Raw genomic sequence first — 18,329 nt, 5'->3', positions numbered from 1 at the left:
AAATAAAGAAAAACCTATTTAAATTTTATCAGGGGGAAAGGGACAATGGAAGCACTTTATAATGTAAAACTTCTGTATCCTACTGACAAACCTGTGTCACCGGGGATTATCAGTGTGGAGATATACAAACCTCAAAAGGGGAAACTTCCAATTTATATAAAAGGTCTTGATGAAAATGATCCCAAAAACTATATTCCAAACATCGCTAAAATTATCCAGGAAGAACTTCTCACACGAATCAATATTGACCTGGCAACGCAAACTGAAGTTTACATTGTCGAAGGTGATGGTAAGTATAAAGTATATTTTAACAAATCCTTTGATGATTTTAGAATAGAAAAAGAATAACTCTTTGGGGGCTGCAGGATGAGAAACTTTGAAGATGCCAGAAAAATTGTGGTTAAGGTTGGAACAAGTACCGTGACATATCCAACCTGCAAGCTAAATCTTTCACGACTGGAAAAACTTGCAAGAGTCCTTGCTGATATAAAGAATGAAGGAAGGGACGTTGTGCTTGTCACATCCGGTGCAGTTGCATCTGGTTTGGGGCGGCTTGGACTTACCAAAAACCACAAGACAACACAGGAAAAGCAGGCTCTTGCGGCAATTGGACAGGGCATTTTGATGCAGATTTACGAAAAGCTTTTTGGCGAGTATGGAGTGGTTGTTGCACAGGTGCTATTGACAAAGGACGTTGTTGATGAGGAAAAAAAGATGCTCAATGTCAAAAACACGTTTGAGCAGCTTTTTAAGTTTGGGGCAATTCCGATTGTGAATGAAAATGACGTTGTTGCAATTGAAGAGCTTGAATTCGGTGACAATGATACTTTGTCTGCCTATGTTGCAACAATAATTGGTGCTGACCTTTTAATTATCCTTTCTGACATTGATGGGCTTTACTCTTGCGACCCCAGACTTAGCAGTGATGCAGAGCTTATAAAAGAGGTTTATGAAATTGACTCATACATAGAGAGCATTGCAGGAGGGGCTGGTAGTCTTAACTCAACAGGTGGTATGCAGACCAAGATTGAAGCTGCCAGGATTGCAATGCAAAATGGGATTCCCATGGTAATTGCAAATGGCGAAAATCCTTCTATTTTGAGAGACATTCTGGCAGGGAAAGATGTTGGTACACTTTTTATATGCAAAGAACTTTTATCAAAGAAGGAGTGAAAAGAAATATGAGCGATTTGCTTCAAAAGGCTCAGAAAGTAAAAGAGGCTTCGAAAAAACTCATGAACCTTTCTGAAAATGAAAAAAACAGGGCACTTTCATGTATAGCTCAAAAGATATTAGAAAAGATGGATTTTATTTTGCAAGAAAACCAGAAAGATATGGAAAATGCTGTATCAAAAGGCATCAAAGGAGCACTTCTTGACAGGTTAAAGTTAACAGAAGACAGAATAAAGCAAATTTGCAGGGGTATTGAGGATGTAATAAAGCTTCCTGACCCGGTTGGCGAAGTTATTTCTATGTGGAAGCGCCCGAATGGGCTTGTGATTGGTCAAAAGAGAGTGCCGATTGGTGCAATTGGGATAATCTATGAGGCAAGACCAAATGTCACAGTCGATGCAGCTGTCTTGTGCTTGAAGGCAGGGAACAGTGTTCTTTTGCGAGGCGGCTCGGAAGCTATCAATTCCAATATTGCGCTTGTCAGGACAATGAAAGAGGGGCTGATTGAAGCAGGGATTGAGGAAGGTAGCATAGAGATTGTAGAAGACACATCAAGAGAGACAGCAGTTGCAATGATGAAACTCAACGAGTATTTAGACCTTTTAATTCCTCGCGGGGGAGCAAATTTGATAAAGACAGTTGTCCAGAATGCAACTGTGCCTGTGATAGAAACAGGTGTTGGTAACTGCCATGTGTTTGTAGATAGCAGCGCAGATTTTGAGATGGCAAAAGACATTGTAATTAATGCAAAGACACAGCGACCCGGCGTTTGCAATGCAGCCGAAAAGCTCATTGTCCACAAAAATATAGCAGAGAGCTTTTTGCCAATGATTGTAAAAGAACTGATGTCAAAAGGTGTTGAAATAAGAGGTTGCAGCAGGACGGTTGAAATCTGCAGTAAAAATGGTATTGAAATAAAACAGGCGACTGAAGATGACTGGTACACAGAATATTTGGATTTAATAATGGGTGTGAAGGTTGTTGATAGCGTAGAAGAAGCAATAGAGCATATAAACAAATATGGGTCAAAGCACTCAGAGGCAATTGTAACAAGAGATTATTTCAATGCTCAAAAGTTTCTGGACTGTGTAGATGCAGCGGCAGTGTATGTAAATGCCTCAACAAGGTTTACAGACGGATTTGAATTTGGCTTTGGTGCGGAGATTGGAATTTCCACCCAAAAGCTTCATGCAAGAGGACCTATGGGGTTAAAAGAGCTTACCACTATAAAATACATTATCTATGGAAGCGGGCAGATAAGGAAATAGGGTAAATTGGGGCTGATTTGTTATGAGTGATATCAAACTGGAGAAGTACCAGGATATTATCAATGAGGTGGTTGAAGAGTTAAAAGGGTTATATGGTGATAAACTAAAAAAGATAGTCCTCTATGGTTCATATGCTAAAGGAACTCAAAATGAAGAATCTGATATTGATATAGCAGTATTGGTTGATGAGGACGAGCAAGTGTTAAAAGACTATGAAAATAAATTGGTTGAAATAATAAGTGAAATTGGATACAAAAGCTTGAAATTAATTTCTATAGTAGATATCAGTTATCAGAGATATATGCAATTTAAAGAAATCTTACCTTACTATAAAAACATAGAGAACGAAGGGATTGTATTATATGGATGAGTATACTAAAGCTCTTTCATTTTACCGTCTGGAAAAAGCCAAAGAGGATTTAAAATCTGCTAAAGTAAATTATGAGAATGGACTTTACAAAGCTTCTGTTAATAGGTCTTATTATGCAATATTTCATGCTATTCGAGCCGTTAATGCAATAAACAAATTTGATTCGAAAAGACATTCAGGGGTAATTTCATATTTTAATCAACATTTTATTCATACTGATAAATTTAACGGGGAACTCTATAAAATAGTAGCTTCGGCATTTAAATTAAGAGAAAGATGTGATTATGATGATTTTTATGTGGTATCAAGAGACCAAGCAGAAAATCAACTGAAGAATGCTGAGTTTTTTATTAAAGAAGTTGAAAGGTTTATCTATGAGCATTTTAAAGAAAAATAAAAGAAAATGTATCAAGGGCTGTTTTCACGAAAATATGAAGACAGCCCGCTTTTGTTTTGTGGTATAATTAAAACTTGAGAGTTCAAATTTCATATTAAGAAGGGGTTTTGGAAGTTGAACCAAAAGACGCTAAAAGCTTTAGAGTATGACAGGATAATAGAAATTTTAAAGAACATGGCAATGTCAGCTCCTGCAAAGGAATACTTCGAAAACCTTGTACCATCAGCAGATATTACCAACATTGAAAATGAACTAAACAAGGTGGATGAGGGCTACAGGTACGTTCTGAAGTATGGAAATCCACCAGTTTTGGAGTTTGAAAATATACTGCCGGGTCTTAAAAAATCAAAGCTGGGGGCAACTTTAAATCCTCGGGAGATTTTGCAAATTGCAAAAGTTTTAAGACTTTCTCATGAAATTCGATCTTATCTTTCGCATACACAGGACTTTGACTATCTTGAAAGTATAAAAGGCAGGCTTGGGAATTTTAAAGAGATAATATCCAGAATTGACCGGACATTTTTAAGTGAAGATGAAATCTTGGATACTGCATCACCAGTTCTCAAAGAAATAAGAGAGAAAATCAGAAAGCTTGAAAGTAGAATAAGAGACGAACTTAACAGCATGATTCGCCACCCAAAAATCCAGAGGTTTTTACAGGAGCCGATTATTACAATCAGAGGTGAAAAACTACTGCTTCCTGTAAAGGCAGAGTATAGAAACGAAATAAAAGGAATTGTCCATGACCAGTCTGCAACAGGTGCAACTTTATTTATTGAGCCTTTTGTGTGTGTTGAGATATCGAATCAAATCAGGATTCTAAAAAACCAGGAAAAAGAGGAAATAGAAAGGATTTTACAGGTGATATCTTCTTTAATAGCAAGCTACTATAATGAGATTGAAAGCTCTTTTTATGCGCTTGTTGAGCTTGACATAGTATTTACAAAAGCTATCTGGGCAAAAGAAATGAATGCAGTAAGACCTGTCATTAACACAGATGGCATTATAAATCTTAAAAAAGCTCGACATCCACTGATAGATAAAGACAGGGTTGTCCCAATTGATATTCATTTGGGCAAAGATTTTGATGTTCTTATAATAACAGGTCCAAACACAGGTGGTAAGACTGTGACACTGAAGACGGTTGGGCTTTTTTGCCTTCTTTGCCAGAGCGGAATATTCATCCCGGCAGATGAGGGCTCCCAGCTTTGCGTATTTCAAAAGATTTATGCTGACATAGGAGATGATCAAAGTATAGTCCAGAGCCTTTCAACCTTTTCAGCACATATGAAAAATATAATTGAAATAACAAAAAATGCAGATGATAAAACTCTTGTGCTATTGGATGAGATTGGAGCGGGGACAGACCCTGAAGAAGGTGCAGCCCTGGCAAAGGCAATCTTGAAATATCTTCACAAAAAAGGTTGCAGGGTTATAGCCACAACACACTATGGCGAGCTAAAGATATTTGCCCAGCAAGAACAGCGGTTTGAAAATGCTTCTTGTGAGTTTGATGTAAAAACGCTCAGACCCACGTACAGACTTTTGATAGGAATTCCTGGAAGGAGCAATGCACTTGTAATCTCATCAAACCTTGGGCTTGATAGAAGCATTGTTGAGATGGCACGCGGGTATTTGTCTCAAAAGACAATTGAGCTTGACATGATAATAAACCAAATGGACCAGAAGAGAAAAGAGGCAGAGGAAAGTTTTGAGCTTGCTCAGAAATTAAAGCTTGAAGCACAGTCTTTAAAGGCGGCTTATGAAGAGGAGAAGAAAAGGTTTGAGCAGGAAAAAGAGAGGATTCGCAAAAAGGCAATAAATGAAGCAAAAGAAATTGTAGAACGAGCACAGTATGAGATAGAAAATCTTTTCAAAGACCTGCGAAAACTTGCAGAAAACTTAAAAGAAAAAGAAATTTTAAAGGAGTTAGAAGAGAAGAAAAAAGAGTATGAAAGACTGATTCAGAGTATTTCGCAGCAACAAAGTCAAAACTCGGATTCAAAAACTAAAAAACCACCTAAAGATATTCGCCAGGGGCAAAAGGTGTATGTGAGAAGCTTTGATGCTGTGGGTTTTGTCGAAAGCCTGCCTGACTCAAAAGGGAATTTGACAGTTCAGATAGGAATCATGAAGCTAAATGTCAATATCTCGGATATTGAGGAGGTAGAGGATGAAGAAGAAAAGGCATATATAGCCTCAAAGAATGTAAAACTTAAAGACAAAAGGGTTGATCTGTTCATTGATGTCAGGGGTAAAACAAGCGATGATGCAATTTTGGATGTGGACAAGTATTTGGATGATGCGTACACAGGCGGCTTGAGGCAGGTTACAATAATTCATGGCAAGGGCACAGGGGTTTTGCGCCAGGCAATCAGGAACTTTTTGAAACACCATCCGCTTGTGAAGTCTTTCAGAGACGGAACATATGGTGAAGGCGAACAGGGTGTTACGATTGTAGAACTGAAAGAGTAGTTTGTAATTATTGACTTGATAAATAAATTCATTTAAACTTATATTTAAGCTTTTAATTCTATTCTTTACAAAGAAGGAGACGAGCACAGAAATGGAAGAACACACATTAAAAACGCAGAACAATTTATTAAAGGAAGTTATTGAATGGATTTTATGGATAGGCGGAGCGGTTCTGGTTGCACTCATTTTAAGAACGTATGTGTTTTCTCTTGTGATTGTTCCCACAGGGTCGATGCTGAACACAATTCAACTCAACGATAGACTTTTTGTGTACAAGCTTGGATACGCAATGCATATACAGGATGTCAAACGTGGCGATATTGTTGTTTTCAAATATCCTGATGACAGAAAGACACTGTATGTCAAAAGGGTAATAGGACTTCCGGGTGATACAATAGAGATAAAAGATGGTGTTCTGTACATCAACGGAAAAGTATACAAAGAAAACTACCTGAAAGAGCCAATGATTGGGAGTTTTGGACCTTACAAAGTTCCGCCCGGGCATTATTTCATGATGGGTGATAACAGAAACGACTCGCACGACAGCAGGTTCTGGGAGCACAAATATGTTCCGCGTGATGATATTATTGGCAAGGTTGAATTCAGGATATGGCCTCTTTCAAGGATAGGGGTTGTGAAATAGTTTTTTTAAAGATAAATTGAGGCGGAGGGTTGATTTTTAAGTATGAATGACGTATTTCATGAACAGCTTATAGTAAGAAAGAAAACCTCGGGTGAGAAGGCAAAACAGGTTTTGATGATAGTGGGTGGAGTGCTTTTGGGACTTGCCACCTTCTTTATTCCCGTTCTAAACACATTGGGACCGGTTTTGCTAATTTTGGCAATCTGGGGTGCGATTTATCTTTCAAGAAACTACAATGTTGAATATGAGTATGCTGTCACAAATTATTATCTTGATATAGACAAGATTGTTGCCCAGAGGAAACGAAGCAGGGTTGTATCTCTGGATATTCGAAAGATAGACTATTTCATATCTTCAAAAGACAGCGGCATGTTCAATGCTCAAAAGAATGATAAAAGCATTGTCCAGTCATTTGACTGCACATCTAACAAAGGTGAAGAAAATGTTTATGCCATAATTACAAACCTGGATGGCAAAAAGACACGCATATTGTTTGAGCCCAATGATGAAATTGTTGAAGCTATCAGGAAATTTTTGCAGAAAAAGCCATATCAGATTTACAGATAATCAAAAAACTTTTTTAAAAGGAGATTGAGAAAAAATGGGATTTAAAGATAAAGTGATAAAAGAGGCACTGACATTTGATGATGTTTTACTTGTGCCGCAGTACAGTGAAATTCTACCCAAAGATGTGGATGTTTCTACCAATCTTACAAAAACCATAAGGCTCAATATTCCTCTCATGTCAGCGGGGATGGACACTGTTACAGAGTCGCGTATGGCAATTGCAATTGCACGAGAAGGCGGTATTGGTGTTATACACAAAAATATGACGGTTGAGGACCAGGCAGGCGAGGTTGACAAGGTCAAAAGGTCCGAGCATGGGGTTATAGTCGACCCGTTTTACCTGTCTCCTGAAAATAGAATCTATGAGGCTATGGAGCTGATGTCAAAGTACCGCATCTCGGGTGTTCCAATTACAATCAATGGCAAGCTTGTTGGAATTATTACAAACAGGGATATCAGATTTGAAACTGACTATTCAAAGCCAATAAAAGAGGTTATGACATCAAGCAATCTTATCACTGCAAAAGAAGGAATCACCTTAGAAGAAGCAAAGGAGATTATGAAAAAGCACAAAATCGAAAAATTGCCCATAGTAGATGATGAAGGTAACCTGAAAGGACTTATTACAATAAAGGACATTGAAAAGGCTGTAAAGTATCCAAACGCTGCAAAAGACAGCAAAGGCAGGCTTTTGTGTGCTGCGGCGGTTGGTGTGTCAAAGGATACAGAACAGAGAGTTGATGCGCTTGTAAAGGCTCAGGTTGATGTTATAGTTATTGACACAGCGCATGGTCATTCAAAGGGTGTTATTGAAACTGTCAAGAAAATTAAAGCAAAGTATCCAAATCTTCAGGTTGTTGCCGGGAATATTGCGACGGCAGAAGCCGCATATGATCTTATCAAAGCAGGAGCTGATTGTATAAAGGTGGGGATTGGTCCCGGGTCGATCTGCACAACAAGGGTGGTAGCAGGTGTTGGTGTTCCACAGATAACAGCTATCATGGACTGTGCAGAGGTTGCAAAGGAGTACGGTATTCCTGTCATTGCAGATGGCGGTATAAGGTATTCAGGTGATATTACAAAGGCTCTGGCGGCCGGTGCAGATGTTGTTATGATAGGAAGCCTGTTTGCTGGCTGTGAGGAAAGCCCTGGCGAGAGTGAAATTTATCAGGGTCGAAGGTTTAAGGTTTACCGCGGAATGGGCTCACTTTCGGCAATGAAAGCTGGGAGCAAGGACAGGTACTTTCAGGAAGATGCTTCAAAGCTTGTGCCAGAAGGTGTTGAGGGAAGAGTGCCATACAAAGGACCGCTGGAGGATACAGTGTTCCAGCTGGTTGGTGGGCTTAAATCTGGAATGGGGTATTGTGGTGCGAGAACCATAAAAGAACTGCAGGAAAAGGCAAAGTTTGTGAGAGTAACACAGGCAGGTGTGAGAGAAAGCCATCCGCACGATATTTACATTACAAAAGAGGCGCCAAACTACTCGCTGCATGTTGAGTAGAAAAAGGGAGTGAAAAAGTTTGGACTTTGTGGAAAGCTTTGCAGAAAATGGCTTTGAGTTTATTAAAGTGTACTCAAAGACAAAGAACTCATACTTTACAGTTGCACCCGAGAGAGGTGCAATTGTTGTTTTACTCAATTTAAGTGGTAAAGACATACTGTATCTTAACAGAGATACTCTTTTTGACAGGACAAAGAACGTCCGTGGCGGGATTCCCATTCTCTTTCCTGTCTGTGGAAGAGTTCTGGATGGCAGGATTACATTCAAAGGCCAGGAATATCCTATGAAGAATCACGGCTTTGCGCGTGATGCTGCCTGGGAAGTTGTGGGATATATAGATGAGCTTTTTCAAAATGGGGTAGTATTGAGGCTTTCAAGCAATAGCTTCACAAAGACATTTTATCCATATGACTTTGAACTTTTTATCAAATATACAATAAACGATGAAATTTTCGGGGTAGAAATGCTTGTTAAAAACAATGATAGTGAAGCTTTACCATTTTATGCAGGGTTTCATCCTTATTTTCTGTGTAACAAGGATGAGTTTACATTGAAGCTTGACTGTGAGAAGTGTTTTGATGATGTTGAAAAGAGGTTTGTAGACCTTGAAAATTTCAAAGAGCTGGATTTTTCCAGGCCCGAGATAAACCTTGATTTTTTTGATGTTGGAAGCGATAGTATTGAGTTTACTCTTGACAGGGACAAAAAGCTTTTGCTTGTAAAAGACAGAATTTTTAAAAACATTGTTGTATGGGCTTTAAAAGACTACAATTTTGTCTGTATAGAGCCATGGATGGGAGAACATGAGGGATATCTTCAGAACAAATACTATTATTTAAAACCAGATGATACCTTTAAGGCTTCATTTGCTATTGTTTTGAATGAAAAGTAAAAAAGGAAGGTTTTAATGATGGCTGATAAAAAGCTTGCTTATGAGAAGCTTGAAAGGCTAAAAGAGATTTTGTTATCGTACAAGAGTGTACTTGTTGCATTCTCGGGAGGGGTTGATTCTACCTTTTTGTTAAAGGTGTGCCATGATGTTTTGGGAGAGAATTGCATTGCTGTTTTTTCAAGCTCTGTCTTAAGTCCAAAGAAAGAAAAACAGGAAGCAGAAAAGCTTGCTGATTTTATTGGTGCAAAACTGATAGTGCTCGAGAGAGATATATTTGAAAATGAAGATTTTTTAAAAAATGACATGTTCAGATGCTATTATTGCAAGAAGGATTTGATAAAAAGACTAAAGCAGCTAAAAGAGAGCCTGGGGCTGAATCAGATAGTTGAGGGTTCAAATATAGATGACTTGAAAGATTTTCGACCTGGCAGAAAAGCTTTGGAAGAAGAGGGTATTAAAAGCCCTTTATTTGAAGTTGGATTTACCAAGGATGAAATAAGATTTTTGTCAAAAGAATTTGGTCTTCCTACATTTGATAAGCCATCAATGGCATGTTTAGTTACCCGCATTCCCTATGGTAGCCAGTTGACACTGCAAAAGCTTGAGATGGTTGAAAAAGCAGAGGAGATTTTGGCAAAGAATGGTTTTAGACAGGTAAGAGTCAGGCACCATGGCGATATTGCCAGAATTGAAGTTGATTTTGATGAGCTTCCAGGTTTTTTCGATCTGGATTTGATAAAGGATATTTCAAATAGAATTAAAAGTCTTGGATTTAAATTTGTCACACTTGATCTTTGTGGCTACAGGATGGGGAGTATGAACCAGCAATAAAATCTAAATATGGAGAGAAGGGTATGGATATAAAAAAAATTCTGGAAGATGTGAAGGCGGATAAACTCTCTGTTGAGGAAGCTTTAAAAAAGCTTTCCTCACTTCCGTTTGAAGACATAGACTTTGCAAAGATAGACCATCACAGAAAGATTCGCCAGGGTATGTCCGAGGTTATTTTCTGTGAAGGTAAAACTGAGCAGCAGGTTTTGAAGATTTTTGAGAGGATGATAGAAAAGGGCGAGGTAAATATTATCGGCACAAGGGCAAGTAGAAGTCTTTATGAGTATTTGAAAGAAAACCTGAAAGAAGATATAGTCTATTATGAAACCGCAAGGATTGTCTGTGCCAAAAGAGTTGAGGTTAAAAAAAACCCAAAAGGTCATGTGGCAGTCGTGTCAGCCGGGACAGCCGATCTTAAAGTTTCTGAAGAGGCAGCAGTTGTTTTGGAGATTCTGGGGAATAATGTGAAAAGGATATATGATGTTGGTGTTGCGGGAATTCACAGGCTGTTTTCTCATCTTGATGAAATTCAGTCGGCAAATGTTGTGGTGGCAGTTGCGGGGATGGAAGGTGCGCTTGCATCTGTTGTGGCTGGGCTTGTGTCAAAACCTGTGATTGCTGTGCCAACATCTGTAGGGTATGGTGCGAACTTTAAAGGGCTTTCGGCTCTTCTTACCATGCTGAATTCATGTGCAAACGGTGTTGCGGTTGTCAACATTGACAACGGGTTTGGTGCGGCGGTTGTTGCGCATATGATAAATTCTCTGGCAAACGGTAATTTGTAAAGTTTTGAAAGAGGGGATTTGAAAGGCTATGATTATCTATTTTAATGCGCCATCTGGAATATCGGGAGATATGCTTGTCAGCTCTTTGATTGATGCCGGGGTTGACTTTGAGTATTTAAAGTCGAATATAGATTTGCTTGGGCTTGATGTTGAAATTGGTATAAAAGAGAAAACGGTAAATGGTATTAAAGCCAAAAGCTTTGTTGTGGATGTGCTGCATCACCATCATAACAATGATCAGGGTCACCATCACCACAGAACCTTTAAAGATATCAAAAAGCTTTTGCAGGAAAGTAAGCTGCAAGAAACCGTAAAAGACCTATCACTTAAGATTTTTGAAAAGATTGCAAAAGCCGAGGCAGCTGTCCATGGTATGGACATTGAAGAGGTTGCGTTTCATGAAGTGGGCGCTGATGATTCAATTGTGGATATTGTCGCTTTTTCGCTCTGTATGGAGTATTTAAAGCCTCAGGAGGTTTTGTTCTCACCACTTTGTGATGGAAGAGGGTTTACAAAGTCAATGCACGGAATAATTCCTGTGCCGGCACCGGCTGTTTTGGAGATAGCAAGACAAAATGGTATTCCTCTTGCAACTCTTGATATTGACTCTGAGCTTGTAACTCCAACCGGTATAGGGATTGCGGCAGCAGTTTCAAATGGATTTGTGAATATGCCAAGAATGCAAATAGAAAAAATTGGATATGGCAGTGGGACAAAAGACCTTCCTATTCCAAATATAGTGAGAGCTATTATAGGAAAAAAAAACTGAATAAAAGCAAAGAATATTTTGAGATATTTGCTAACATTGATGATATGACTGGGGAAGAGCTTTCATTTGCTCTGGATAGAATAATGCAATCCGGTGCACTGGATGTGTATTTTACTCCCATTTATATGAAAAAAGGAAGACCTGCATACAAGCTCGGGGTGATTGTTAGATATGATGATTTTGAAAATGTAGTGGATGCGGTCTTTAGATGGACATCTACAATAGGTGTCAGGTATGTTGAGCTTGAGCGTATTGAAATGGAAAGAAGGCAGGAAGATATAAAAGAACTGCCACTGAGGCTGAAGATCAGTTCTTATAAAGACATAAAAAGGCTGAAATTGGAGTTTGAAGACATTAAAAAATTGACCGAGTAAAATAAAATGGGCTGGGGGTTGCCATCAAAGATAATAGCAGGTTTATTCCCCAGCCCTTTAACATTAAATGTCCGGTTTACAAAGAATTTTGCAGAAAGCCTCGTCCTTTGAGGGCGGGGATGAATGCAAACTTGATAGTGAATAGAAAATATGATATAATTAATTTAAACTTTTGAAACTAAAAGTATGAGTCATAATGAATACCTACAAGTCAACACGACATGCCAAATTTTTAATCAACTACCACTTTATTTGGATACCAAAATATTGTAAGGACTTTTTAAAAGACCCTGAAGTAAAAAAGATTGTCGAAGACACAATAAAAGAACTGTCTAAAGCATATAAGTTTGACATTTTAGCGCTTGAGATAATGCCTGACCATATCCATTTGTTTATCTCATCACTTCCAAGGTATTCACCAAGCCAACTTATCAATGTGATAAAAGGTGCTACTGGCAGAAAGATAGGTCAGAGGTTCCCTCAGTACAAGCAGAAAGGTTCAGTCTGGACAAGGGCATACTTTGTTGCAACAGCAGGCAATGTGTCTTCTGAAACAATAAAAAAGTATATAGAAGCACAATGGGAGAAGGTAGAAGAAGATGGATAAAACATATATTCTGCCAGTTCCAAATGAGTATCAGGTTTTAGCAAGAGAGCTTTCAATGCAATCAGGAAAAATCTACTCCAAAGCTGTAAGTTTTTTTAAGAAGATAAACAGAAAAGGACTAAGGATAAAGCAAAAGACATTCTACAGATACATGGAGTGGTGGATACACCAGAAGGGATTTATATTGCACAGTCAGAGCAAGCAGGCAGCATACCAGCAGGCATGGACAAACTACACTGCTACATTGCGAAAAATCAAAAAGGCAAAAAAGAAGAATAAAAACACTTCAAAGATTAGACTACCGTACAGGAACAAGAAATACTACAAGGTTTGCTTTAAAGACTCGGCAATAGGGCTGGAAGGGAATAGCTTGATACTTTCAAACATGAAAGGTGCAGAGAGGATAGTTATAGGTAGTGTAAGACTTGGTATAAAACCCAAGTATGCAGAGTTGCTTTATCATGCAGATAAAGGCAGATACTATGTTCATGTAGTTGTTGAAATTGCAGGAAGGCAAAAGGATAGGGGACAAAAAGGTAATGTGCTGGCAATAGACCCTGGAGTAATACACCCGATGGTATGTTTTGATGGTAAGAAGGTAGCCGTGTACAATGGAGGAGTTTTAAACTCTATTTTGCGATACAGGAACAAGAAACTATCTGAGCTACAGAGCAAGATTTCAGGATGTCAGAAGGGTTCAAAAAGGTGGGTAAAACTACAAAGAGCGAAGATAAAACTATTAAGAAGGCTTTCAAACCAGATAAGAGATGTGTTGGGAAAATACACATCTCACCTGATAGGGTACTGTGTAGAAAATGGTATCACGACAATAGTTTGTGGCGATGTAAAAGGCATAAGGAACAGCAAGGAAAAGAAAGGCAAGGTAGTAAACCAGAAAGTGCATCAATGGTTGTTCAGGAAGATAAGCAGGATGATAGAACAGAAAGCAGAATTTGCAGACATAAAGGTTGTATATGTGAAGGAGAACATGACGTCGCAAACCTGTCCTGTATGTGGCAGTAAGAATAAACCACAAGACAGGAACTATGAATGCAAAAGTTGTGGGTTTAGGTACCACAGAGATGGAATAGGAGCGATAAACATCTACAGCAAGTATACAGGCAGTAGCCTGGTAGTAGGGCGATTGGCCTGCCCCGTGGGTGTGAGGTACAAAGCGCACCTGCGTTGCCCAGTAGAATGGAATATTCATCCGTGGAATAAAAGCCATTCTACTGGGAAGGTAGCCTAAACCGAGCTACCAAGAGAATCCTCGCCCCTTCAAGGGCGGGGAGTAGGTCAAACATTGAATCTAAAGATTACAACATCACCATCTTGCATAACATAGTCTTTGCCTTCTGATCGCACAAGACCTTTTTCTTTTGCCTGGGCAAATCCGCCGCACTCAACCAGAACATCAAAAGGTACAACTTCGGCTCTGATAAACCCTTTTTCAAAGTCGCTGTGAATCTTTCCGGCTGCCTGCGGTGCTTTTGTGCCTTTTTTGATGGTCCAGGCTCTTACTTCCTTTTCACCGGCTGTTAAGAAAGATATGAGCCCCAAAAGCCTATACCCTGCCTGGATTAAATTGTCAAGTCCTGACTTTTCAATTCCAAGCTCTTTTAAAAATTCCTTCTTTTCTTCATCCGGCAAAGCAGCAATCTCTTCTTCTATCTTTGCACAGATGACAATTACTTCTGAGCCCTCCTGTGCTGCAATTTCTTTTACAACCTTTACATAATCATTTTCCTTTCCGATGTCATTTTCTGAGATGTTTGCTGCATAGATTGTGGGCTTGAATGTAAGAAGGTTTAAAGAATTTACAAACTTTAAATCTTCCTCATCATCAAACTTTAAAGTACGTGCCATTTTTCCGCTTTCAAGGGTGGAGTATATCTTCTCTAAGATTTCGAGCTCATGGGCTGCTTCTTTGCTGTTTTTTGCAAGCTTCCGGGTTTTCTCAATGCGTCTTTCTAAAATTTCCATGTCAGCAAATATGAGTTCTAAATTGATTGTTTCAATATCCCTCTTTGGGTCAACACTTCCTTCAACATGTACTATATCAGAATGGTCAAAGCATCTTACCACGTGAACTATGGCATCAACCTCTCTTATATGAGATAGAAACTTATTGCCAAGCCCTTCGCCTTTGCTTGCACCTTTAACAAGCCCTGCAATGTCCACAAACTCGATAAAAGCAGGTGTTACCTTTTCTGGGTTATATATCTTTGCCAGAATATCAAGCCTCTCATCGGGTACAGCCACAACCCCAACATTTGGCTCAATTGTACAAAATGGATAGTTTGCAGCCTCTGCTCCGGCTTTTGTTATTGCATTGAAAAGGGTGCTTTTTCCCACATTCGGAAGTCCAACAATTCCAAGCCGCATCTTGTTTTTTGCCTCCTGAAAGAACTTTTGTACAAAGTGTTTTTACAAATAAAGAGTATAGAATAAATTGAGATTAAAATCAATCTGTATTCTAAAAAGATATACAAAAATAACAAAATAGGCTGCTTTGCTCTACAATATTAGAAGCAAAACAGCCTGCTTTTTTGAAAAGTTCATTTAATCTTTTTTTAGTCTCTTGCCAATTAGTATTCCCAGCATCATACCCTTGCAAAGCCCGGTTAAATACATTCCAAGCATTTTTAAAACACTTTTCTTATGCCTCAAGTAAACATTGTACATATCTTTGTGTCTGTTATAAAGCTTTCTTTGTCTCATGTTTTCTTATCACACCCCTCTTACCACTTATTGTGCTCAAAACAGGAGGGGGTTTATACATCAAAACTTCTGTATTTTTGAGAGAGCAAAAGCACTTTTTGAACATACTTAATAGTTTCCTCAAACGGTGGGATACCGCCGTACTTTATCACATTTGCAGGACCTGCATTGTACGCTGCAAGCGCAAGCTCTATATTGCCTCCAAACTGCTCAAGCTTTTCTTTTAAATATCTTATTCCGCCATCTAAATTTTCAACCGGGTCGTAAGGGTTGACACCAAGCGCTTTTGCAGTGTCTGGCATAAGCTGCATAAGCCCAATCGCTCCAGCTTTTGATACTGCGTCCTGCCGAAAACCTGATTCGGCTTCAATCACACTCAAAACTAAGCTTGGCGGCAGATTATACTCTTTTGCCTTTTTTGTTGCAATCCGGGCAATTTCGCTTTTGCTCAGGATTATACTACTGTATGAAGGTATATAGCTTGATTTTTCAAGATTATATGGGCTGCTTAGGATATTGTCATTTTGAGTCATTTTTTTAGTATCAGATGCCGGCATTTGCTTCACAGCATCCTGTGACAAATCCCTGCTGACAGAAGCTGTGAAACTATTTTGAAAAACTGCTTTAAAGCTTTGAGGCAGGTTTGTTTTGCCGGCAATTCTTGCAGCGATATTTTCAAACTTCTGGACTATTATCTCATTCACATCAAAAATGTTCATTTTGGATTTCACCCAAACCATATATTTTTATTTAACAGTCCAATTTCATAAGCTGAAGCTTTACGTGTTCTAAGGTTTTAATGTCATTTTCAAAAGCCTTTATCTCTTCTTCTTTTGCCTGCATATGAAGTATAATAAGTCCCTGATTTGAGCAGCTATCACTGCCAGCTTCGTGTATGCCAAGTCTTGTTTTTATTAAACATCCATGTTTTGTCAAAATTTCTTGCAATTTTGGAGCATCATGGAGTCTGTTATCGACCAGAATAGCAGCAATAAAAGTCTGACACATTTTCCAAAATCCCTCCCTTTAAGTTTATAATCGGTATTTTGAAAGCTCTTCTTTAAAGACGTTTGAAAGATTTTCAAGGTCAGACACTTTTGTCAGCAGCTCTTTTATTGACTCTGCATACATAGAGATGGAAGCTGCCATCTCCTGAGCTGATGCAGAGTTTTCCTGTGATATTGCTGAAAGTGAAGTAATTGTTTCAAATACCGACGAAATCCTTTCTGCCTCAGAAGACAGGGTTTCTATCTGAGAAATTAAAGTTTCAACCACATTGGATATTCTTTCGATATTCTGACTGTTCTTATTCACAACATCGGTCAACGTAGATTCACTTTTTACAAGCTTTTCAAACTGCTGGGTTAAAGTTAAAGATAGCATTTCAACCTCTTCAACAAACGATTTTAAACTCTTATTTATTGTCTTGGCAAAAGACATTGTACTGTCCGCAAGTTTTCTGATTTCGTCAGCTACAACTGCAAAACCAACACCAACATTTCCTGCTCTTGCTGCCTCAATGGAAGCATTCAGTGCAAGCATATTTATCTGGTTTGAAATTTCAGCAACAGTTGATGTAATCTTCATAACCTCGTTTGCTTCTTCAGATAGCTTTGAACCTTTTTGAACTATCTCAGAAAATTCTGCAGAGAGAAGGTTAATATCTTTTGCAGCGCTTAAAATATCTTTGCCGGAGCTGTTTAGGTTCTGGTTCACGTCAGCAAGAACATCTCTTGTTTGTGTCTGCTGGGATACAATTGACTTTAGGCTTTCTATATTCTCATTCAAAATTGTAACAGCTTTTTCGATTTCTTCTGCCTGGTGTACAGCGCCCTGAGCCACATCGTTTACAATTCCCGAAACAGAGTCTGAGAGACTTTTCATCTTATCGGCAATTTCTTTGATATTCTTTGAGAAGTTGTAAATTTCATCGCTTCCACCTTTCAGCAAAAGCAAATCCTTTTTAATTGAGCTTTTTGTTGTTGCAACAATCTTTGCAAAGTCTTCAAGCTTGTCATTTGTTTTTATAAAAAGCGATCCACTAAAATCAAGATTTTTAAGAGAATTAAGCTCGTCTATTATTGACCTCAGTGGTCTTAATATGAAAAATGCAGCAATAAAAGTTGTGATAAATGTGAGCCCAGCCGTAAGAAGATGGTTTACATATTCTTCTTTGTTTGGATCAAGAATAAAACCCAGTACAATTACAGCTATTGTAGAGAAGATGGAAATTTTGAATTCCAGTGATCTTATAAATCCCAACCCTGCAATTATATTAAAGAAAGCTTTTTTAGCTTTTCGATTGGTCTTTTCAAATCTGATTTTTATTTTTAAATGATAAAAACCTTCTTCATCTTTGAATCGCTCAATTTCTTCAAAGTCCAGTTTCTCATTGAAAAACTCGGCACTTCCTTCTAAAAGTCCTAAAAAGTAATCGTAAAAACCGCGTTTTGAGATGTATGTTATGTATGCTTGGTTCAGCGAAATTTCTTCAAAGACAATACGCGGGGGTTTTGCTCCCTTTATCATGCGAGTCAGCTGAGAGTGTACATCATCCATATATTCTAAAAAGCTTTTTAGAGAAAGTCTTTGAAAGTACGAAGGGAACCACCTGCTGAAAGTTTTTATATTGTTTTTACCAATCTCTCTCCACATCTGCTGGGGTAGTATGTTTGCTTTTTGGCAGGCATTTTCAATCATTTTATGAACCAGATTATCATCAATATCATCGGTTGGCGAGATGATGGTTGATTCATCTAAGCCCAGCCCTTTTTTAGCATGTTCTTTTACATCATTTCCCCATATATTGCCGATTGTCTCTAACCATGTCAAAACAACCGTTCCTTTCAATGCTCCACTTCTCCTTTCTAAGAATTGGGTGAGTATATTTAAATAATACCACAAAAATATAGTTTTTTGTCATCAATAATAAAGAAAAATTGAAACTCCGGAAAAT

Annotated in this window: 19 protein-coding genes and 1 pseudogene; 15 read left to right on the top strand and 5 right to left on the bottom strand. The window is 38.4% G+C overall.

Translation table 11 applies throughout. The features are described 5' to 3' along the window. The first annotated feature begins 45 nt into the window (after positions 1 to 45). From OTK00_RS07465 to OTK00_RS07390, 15 genes and pseudogenes are all read left to right on the top strand, one after another. Positions 46 to 348, top strand: a complete 303-nt coding sequence (locus OTK00_RS07465) for a hypothetical protein (protein WP_045169709.1) — start codon at positions 46 to 48, stop codon at positions 346 to 348. Positions 349 to 366: 18 nt separating this feature from the next. Next, complete coding sequence (gene proB / locus OTK00_RS07460) at positions 367 to 1,173, top strand: glutamate 5-kinase (protein WP_045169708.1); 807 nt, start codon at positions 367 to 369, stop codon at positions 1,171 to 1,173. An 8-nt stretch (positions 1,174 to 1,181) separates the two neighbouring features. Continuing rightward, on the top strand, positions 1,182 to 2,441 hold the full coding sequence (locus OTK00_RS07455) for a glutamate-5-semialdehyde dehydrogenase (protein ID WP_045169707.1): 1,260 nt from the start codon (positions 1,182 to 1,184) through the stop codon (positions 2,439 to 2,441). A 22-nt stretch (positions 2,442 to 2,463) separates the two neighbouring features. Further along, positions 2,464 to 2,811, top strand: a complete 348-nt coding sequence (locus tag OTK00_RS07450) for a nucleotidyltransferase domain-containing protein (RefSeq protein WP_082054638.1) — start codon at positions 2,464 to 2,466, stop codon at positions 2,809 to 2,811. Then, positions 2,804 to 3,208: a HEPN domain-containing protein gene (locus OTK00_RS07445; protein WP_045169706.1), complete on the top strand. Its 405-nt coding sequence runs from the start codon at positions 2,804 to 2,806 to the stop codon at positions 3,206 to 3,208. The genes OTK00_RS07450 and OTK00_RS07445 overlap by 8 nt, the downstream gene beginning before the upstream one ends. A 114-nt stretch (positions 3,209 to 3,322) precedes the next feature. Then, positions 3,323 to 5,683 carry an endonuclease MutS2 gene (locus OTK00_RS07440; protein WP_045169705.1) on the top strand — a complete coding sequence of 787 codons (2,361 nt, stop codon included), beginning with the start codon at positions 3,323 to 3,325 and terminating at the stop codon, positions 5,681 to 5,683. 91 nt (positions 5,684 to 5,774) lie between these two features. Beyond that, on the top strand, positions 5,775 to 6,326 hold the full coding sequence (gene lepB, locus OTK00_RS07435; protein WP_045169704.1) for a signal peptidase I: 552 nt from the start codon (positions 5,775 to 5,777) through the stop codon (positions 6,324 to 6,326). A gap of 42 nt (positions 6,327 to 6,368) precedes the next feature. Beyond that, the gene (locus OTK00_RS07430) at positions 6,369 to 6,893 is read left to right on the top strand and encodes a DUF6106 family protein (RefSeq protein WP_045169703.1); all 525 of its coding nucleotides are present in this window, start codon (positions 6,369 to 6,371) and stop codon (positions 6,891 to 6,893) included. Between the two features lie 34 nt (positions 6,894 to 6,927). Continuing rightward, a complete protein-coding gene (gene guaB / locus OTK00_RS07425; protein WP_045169702.1) occupies positions 6,928 to 8,394 on the top strand; it encodes an IMP dehydrogenase in 1,467 nt (488 codons plus the stop codon). A gap of 19 nt (positions 8,395 to 8,413) precedes the next feature. Continuing rightward, positions 8,414 to 9,286 (top strand): aldose epimerase family protein, encoded by an 873-nt coding sequence (locus OTK00_RS07420; RefSeq protein WP_045169701.1) that lies wholly within the window; start codon positions 8,414 to 8,416, stop codon positions 9,284 to 9,286. 18 nt (positions 9,287 to 9,304) lie between these two features. Continuing rightward, entirely contained in the window at positions 9,305 to 10,117 is an 813-nt protein-coding gene (gene larE, locus OTK00_RS07415; protein ID WP_045169700.1) for an ATP-dependent sacrificial sulfur transferase LarE, read from the top strand. A gap of 23 nt (positions 10,118 to 10,140) precedes the next feature. Continuing rightward, on the top strand, positions 10,141 to 10,902 hold the full coding sequence (gene larB, locus OTK00_RS07410) for a nickel pincer cofactor biosynthesis protein LarB (RefSeq protein ID WP_045169699.1): 762 nt from the start codon (positions 10,141 to 10,143) through the stop codon (positions 10,900 to 10,902). Between the two features lie 28 nt (positions 10,903 to 10,930). Beyond that, positions 10,931 to 12,045 (top strand): annotated as a pseudogene (gene larC / locus OTK00_RS07405) (nickel pincer cofactor biosynthesis protein LarC). A 196-nt stretch (positions 12,046 to 12,241) separates the two neighbouring features. Further along, positions 12,242 to 12,652 (top strand): IS200/IS605 family transposase, encoded by a 411-nt coding sequence (tnpA, locus tag OTK00_RS07395; RefSeq protein WP_045169698.1) that lies wholly within the window; start codon positions 12,242 to 12,244, stop codon positions 12,650 to 12,652. Continuing rightward, entirely contained in the window at positions 12,645 to 13,901 is a 1,257-nt protein-coding gene (locus OTK00_RS07390; protein WP_045169697.1) for an RNA-guided endonuclease InsQ/TnpB family protein, read from the top strand. Before tnpA ends, OTK00_RS07390 begins: the two co-directional genes overlap by 8 nt. 47 nt (positions 13,902 to 13,948) lie before the next feature. On the opposite strand, the gene ychF is transcribed toward OTK00_RS07390, so the two are convergent. The 5 genes from ychF to OTK00_RS07365 form a co-directional block, all read right to left on the bottom strand. Beyond that, positions 13,949 to 15,037, bottom strand: coding sequence for a redox-regulated ATPase YchF (gene ychF / locus OTK00_RS07385; RefSeq protein ID WP_045169696.1), 1,089 nt, complete (start codon positions 15,035 to 15,037; stop codon positions 13,949 to 13,951). Positions 15,038 to 15,214: 177 nt separating this feature from the next. After that, positions 15,215 to 15,373: a hypothetical protein gene (locus tag OTK00_RS07380; RefSeq protein ID WP_198525735.1), complete on the bottom strand. Its 159-nt coding sequence runs from the start codon at positions 15,371 to 15,373 to the stop codon at positions 15,215 to 15,217. A gap of 53 nt (positions 15,374 to 15,426) precedes the next feature. After that, positions 15,427 to 16,092 carry a lytic transglycosylase domain-containing protein gene (locus OTK00_RS07375; RefSeq protein WP_045169695.1) on the bottom strand — a complete coding sequence of 222 codons (666 nt, stop codon included), beginning with the start codon at positions 16,090 to 16,092 and terminating at the stop codon, positions 15,427 to 15,429. Between the two features lie 31 nt (positions 16,093 to 16,123). Continuing rightward, complete coding sequence (locus tag OTK00_RS07370; RefSeq protein WP_045169694.1) at positions 16,124 to 16,381, bottom strand: hypothetical protein; 258 nt, start codon at positions 16,379 to 16,381, stop codon at positions 16,124 to 16,126. A gap of 24 nt (positions 16,382 to 16,405) precedes the next feature. Then, positions 16,406 to 18,223, bottom strand: coding sequence for a heme NO-binding domain-containing protein (locus OTK00_RS07365; RefSeq protein ID WP_045169693.1), 1,818 nt, complete (start codon positions 18,221 to 18,223; stop codon positions 16,406 to 16,408). Positions 18,224 to 18,329: the final 106 nt, after the last annotated feature.

It is taken from the genome of Caldicellulosiruptor morganii (genome assembly GCF_026810225.1).
Taxonomy (GTDB): domain Bacteria; phylum Bacillota; class Thermoanaerobacteria; order Caldicellulosiruptorales; family Caldicellulosiruptoraceae; genus Caldicellulosiruptor; species Caldicellulosiruptor morganii.
Note: the sequence above shows the minus strand (reverse complement) of the source record. Positions and strands in the feature narration are given on the sequence as shown.

Bases quoted from the DNA above. Each gene is read 5' to 3' on its own strand.
- OTK00_RS07465 (WP_045169709.1), top strand. From the start codon at position 46: ATGGAAGCACTTTATAATGTAAAACTTCTGTATCCTACTGACAAACCT.
- proB (WP_045169708.1), top strand. From the start codon at position 367: ATGAGAAACTTTGAAGATGCCAGAAAAATTGTGGTTAAGGTTGGAACA.
- OTK00_RS07455 (WP_045169707.1), top strand. From the start codon at position 1,182: ATGAGCGATTTGCTTCAAAAGGCTCAGAAAGTAAAAGAGGCTTCGAAA.
- OTK00_RS07450 (WP_082054638.1), top strand. From the start codon at position 2,464: ATGAGTGATATCAAACTGGAGAAGTACCAGGATATTATCAATGAGGTG.
- OTK00_RS07445 (WP_045169706.1), top strand. From the start codon at position 2,804: ATGGATGAGTATACTAAAGCTCTTTCATTTTACCGTCTGGAAAAAGCC.
- lepB (WP_045169704.1), top strand. From the start codon at position 5,775: ATGGAAGAACACACATTAAAAACGCAGAACAATTTATTAAAGGAAGTT.
- OTK00_RS07430 (WP_045169703.1), top strand. From the start codon at position 6,369: ATGAATGACGTATTTCATGAACAGCTTATAGTAAGAAAGAAAACCTCG.
- guaB (WP_045169702.1), top strand. From the start codon at position 6,928: ATGGGATTTAAAGATAAAGTGATAAAAGAGGCACTGACATTTGATGAT.
- larE (WP_045169700.1), top strand. From the start codon at position 9,305: ATGGCTGATAAAAAGCTTGCTTATGAGAAGCTTGAAAGGCTAAAAGAG.
- larB (WP_045169699.1), top strand. From the start codon at position 10,141: ATGGATATAAAAAAAATTCTGGAAGATGTGAAGGCGGATAAACTCTCT.
- tnpA (WP_045169698.1), top strand. From the start codon at position 12,242: ATGAATACCTACAAGTCAACACGACATGCCAAATTTTTAATCAACTAC.
- OTK00_RS07390 (WP_045169697.1), top strand. From the start codon at position 12,645: ATGGATAAAACATATATTCTGCCAGTTCCAAATGAGTATCAGGTTTTA.
- ychF (WP_045169696.1), bottom strand. From the start codon at position 15,037: ATGCGGCTTGGAATTGTTGGACTTCCGAATGTGGGAAAAAGCACCCTT.
- OTK00_RS07380 (WP_198525735.1), bottom strand. From the start codon at position 15,373: ATGAGACAAAGAAAGCTTTATAACAGACACAAAGATATGTACAATGTT.
- OTK00_RS07375 (WP_045169695.1), bottom strand. From the start codon at position 16,092: ATGAACATTTTTGATGTGAATGAGATAATAGTCCAGAAGTTTGAAAAT.
- OTK00_RS07370 (WP_045169694.1), bottom strand. From the start codon at position 16,381: ATGTGTCAGACTTTTATTGCTGCTATTCTGGTCGATAACAGACTCCAT.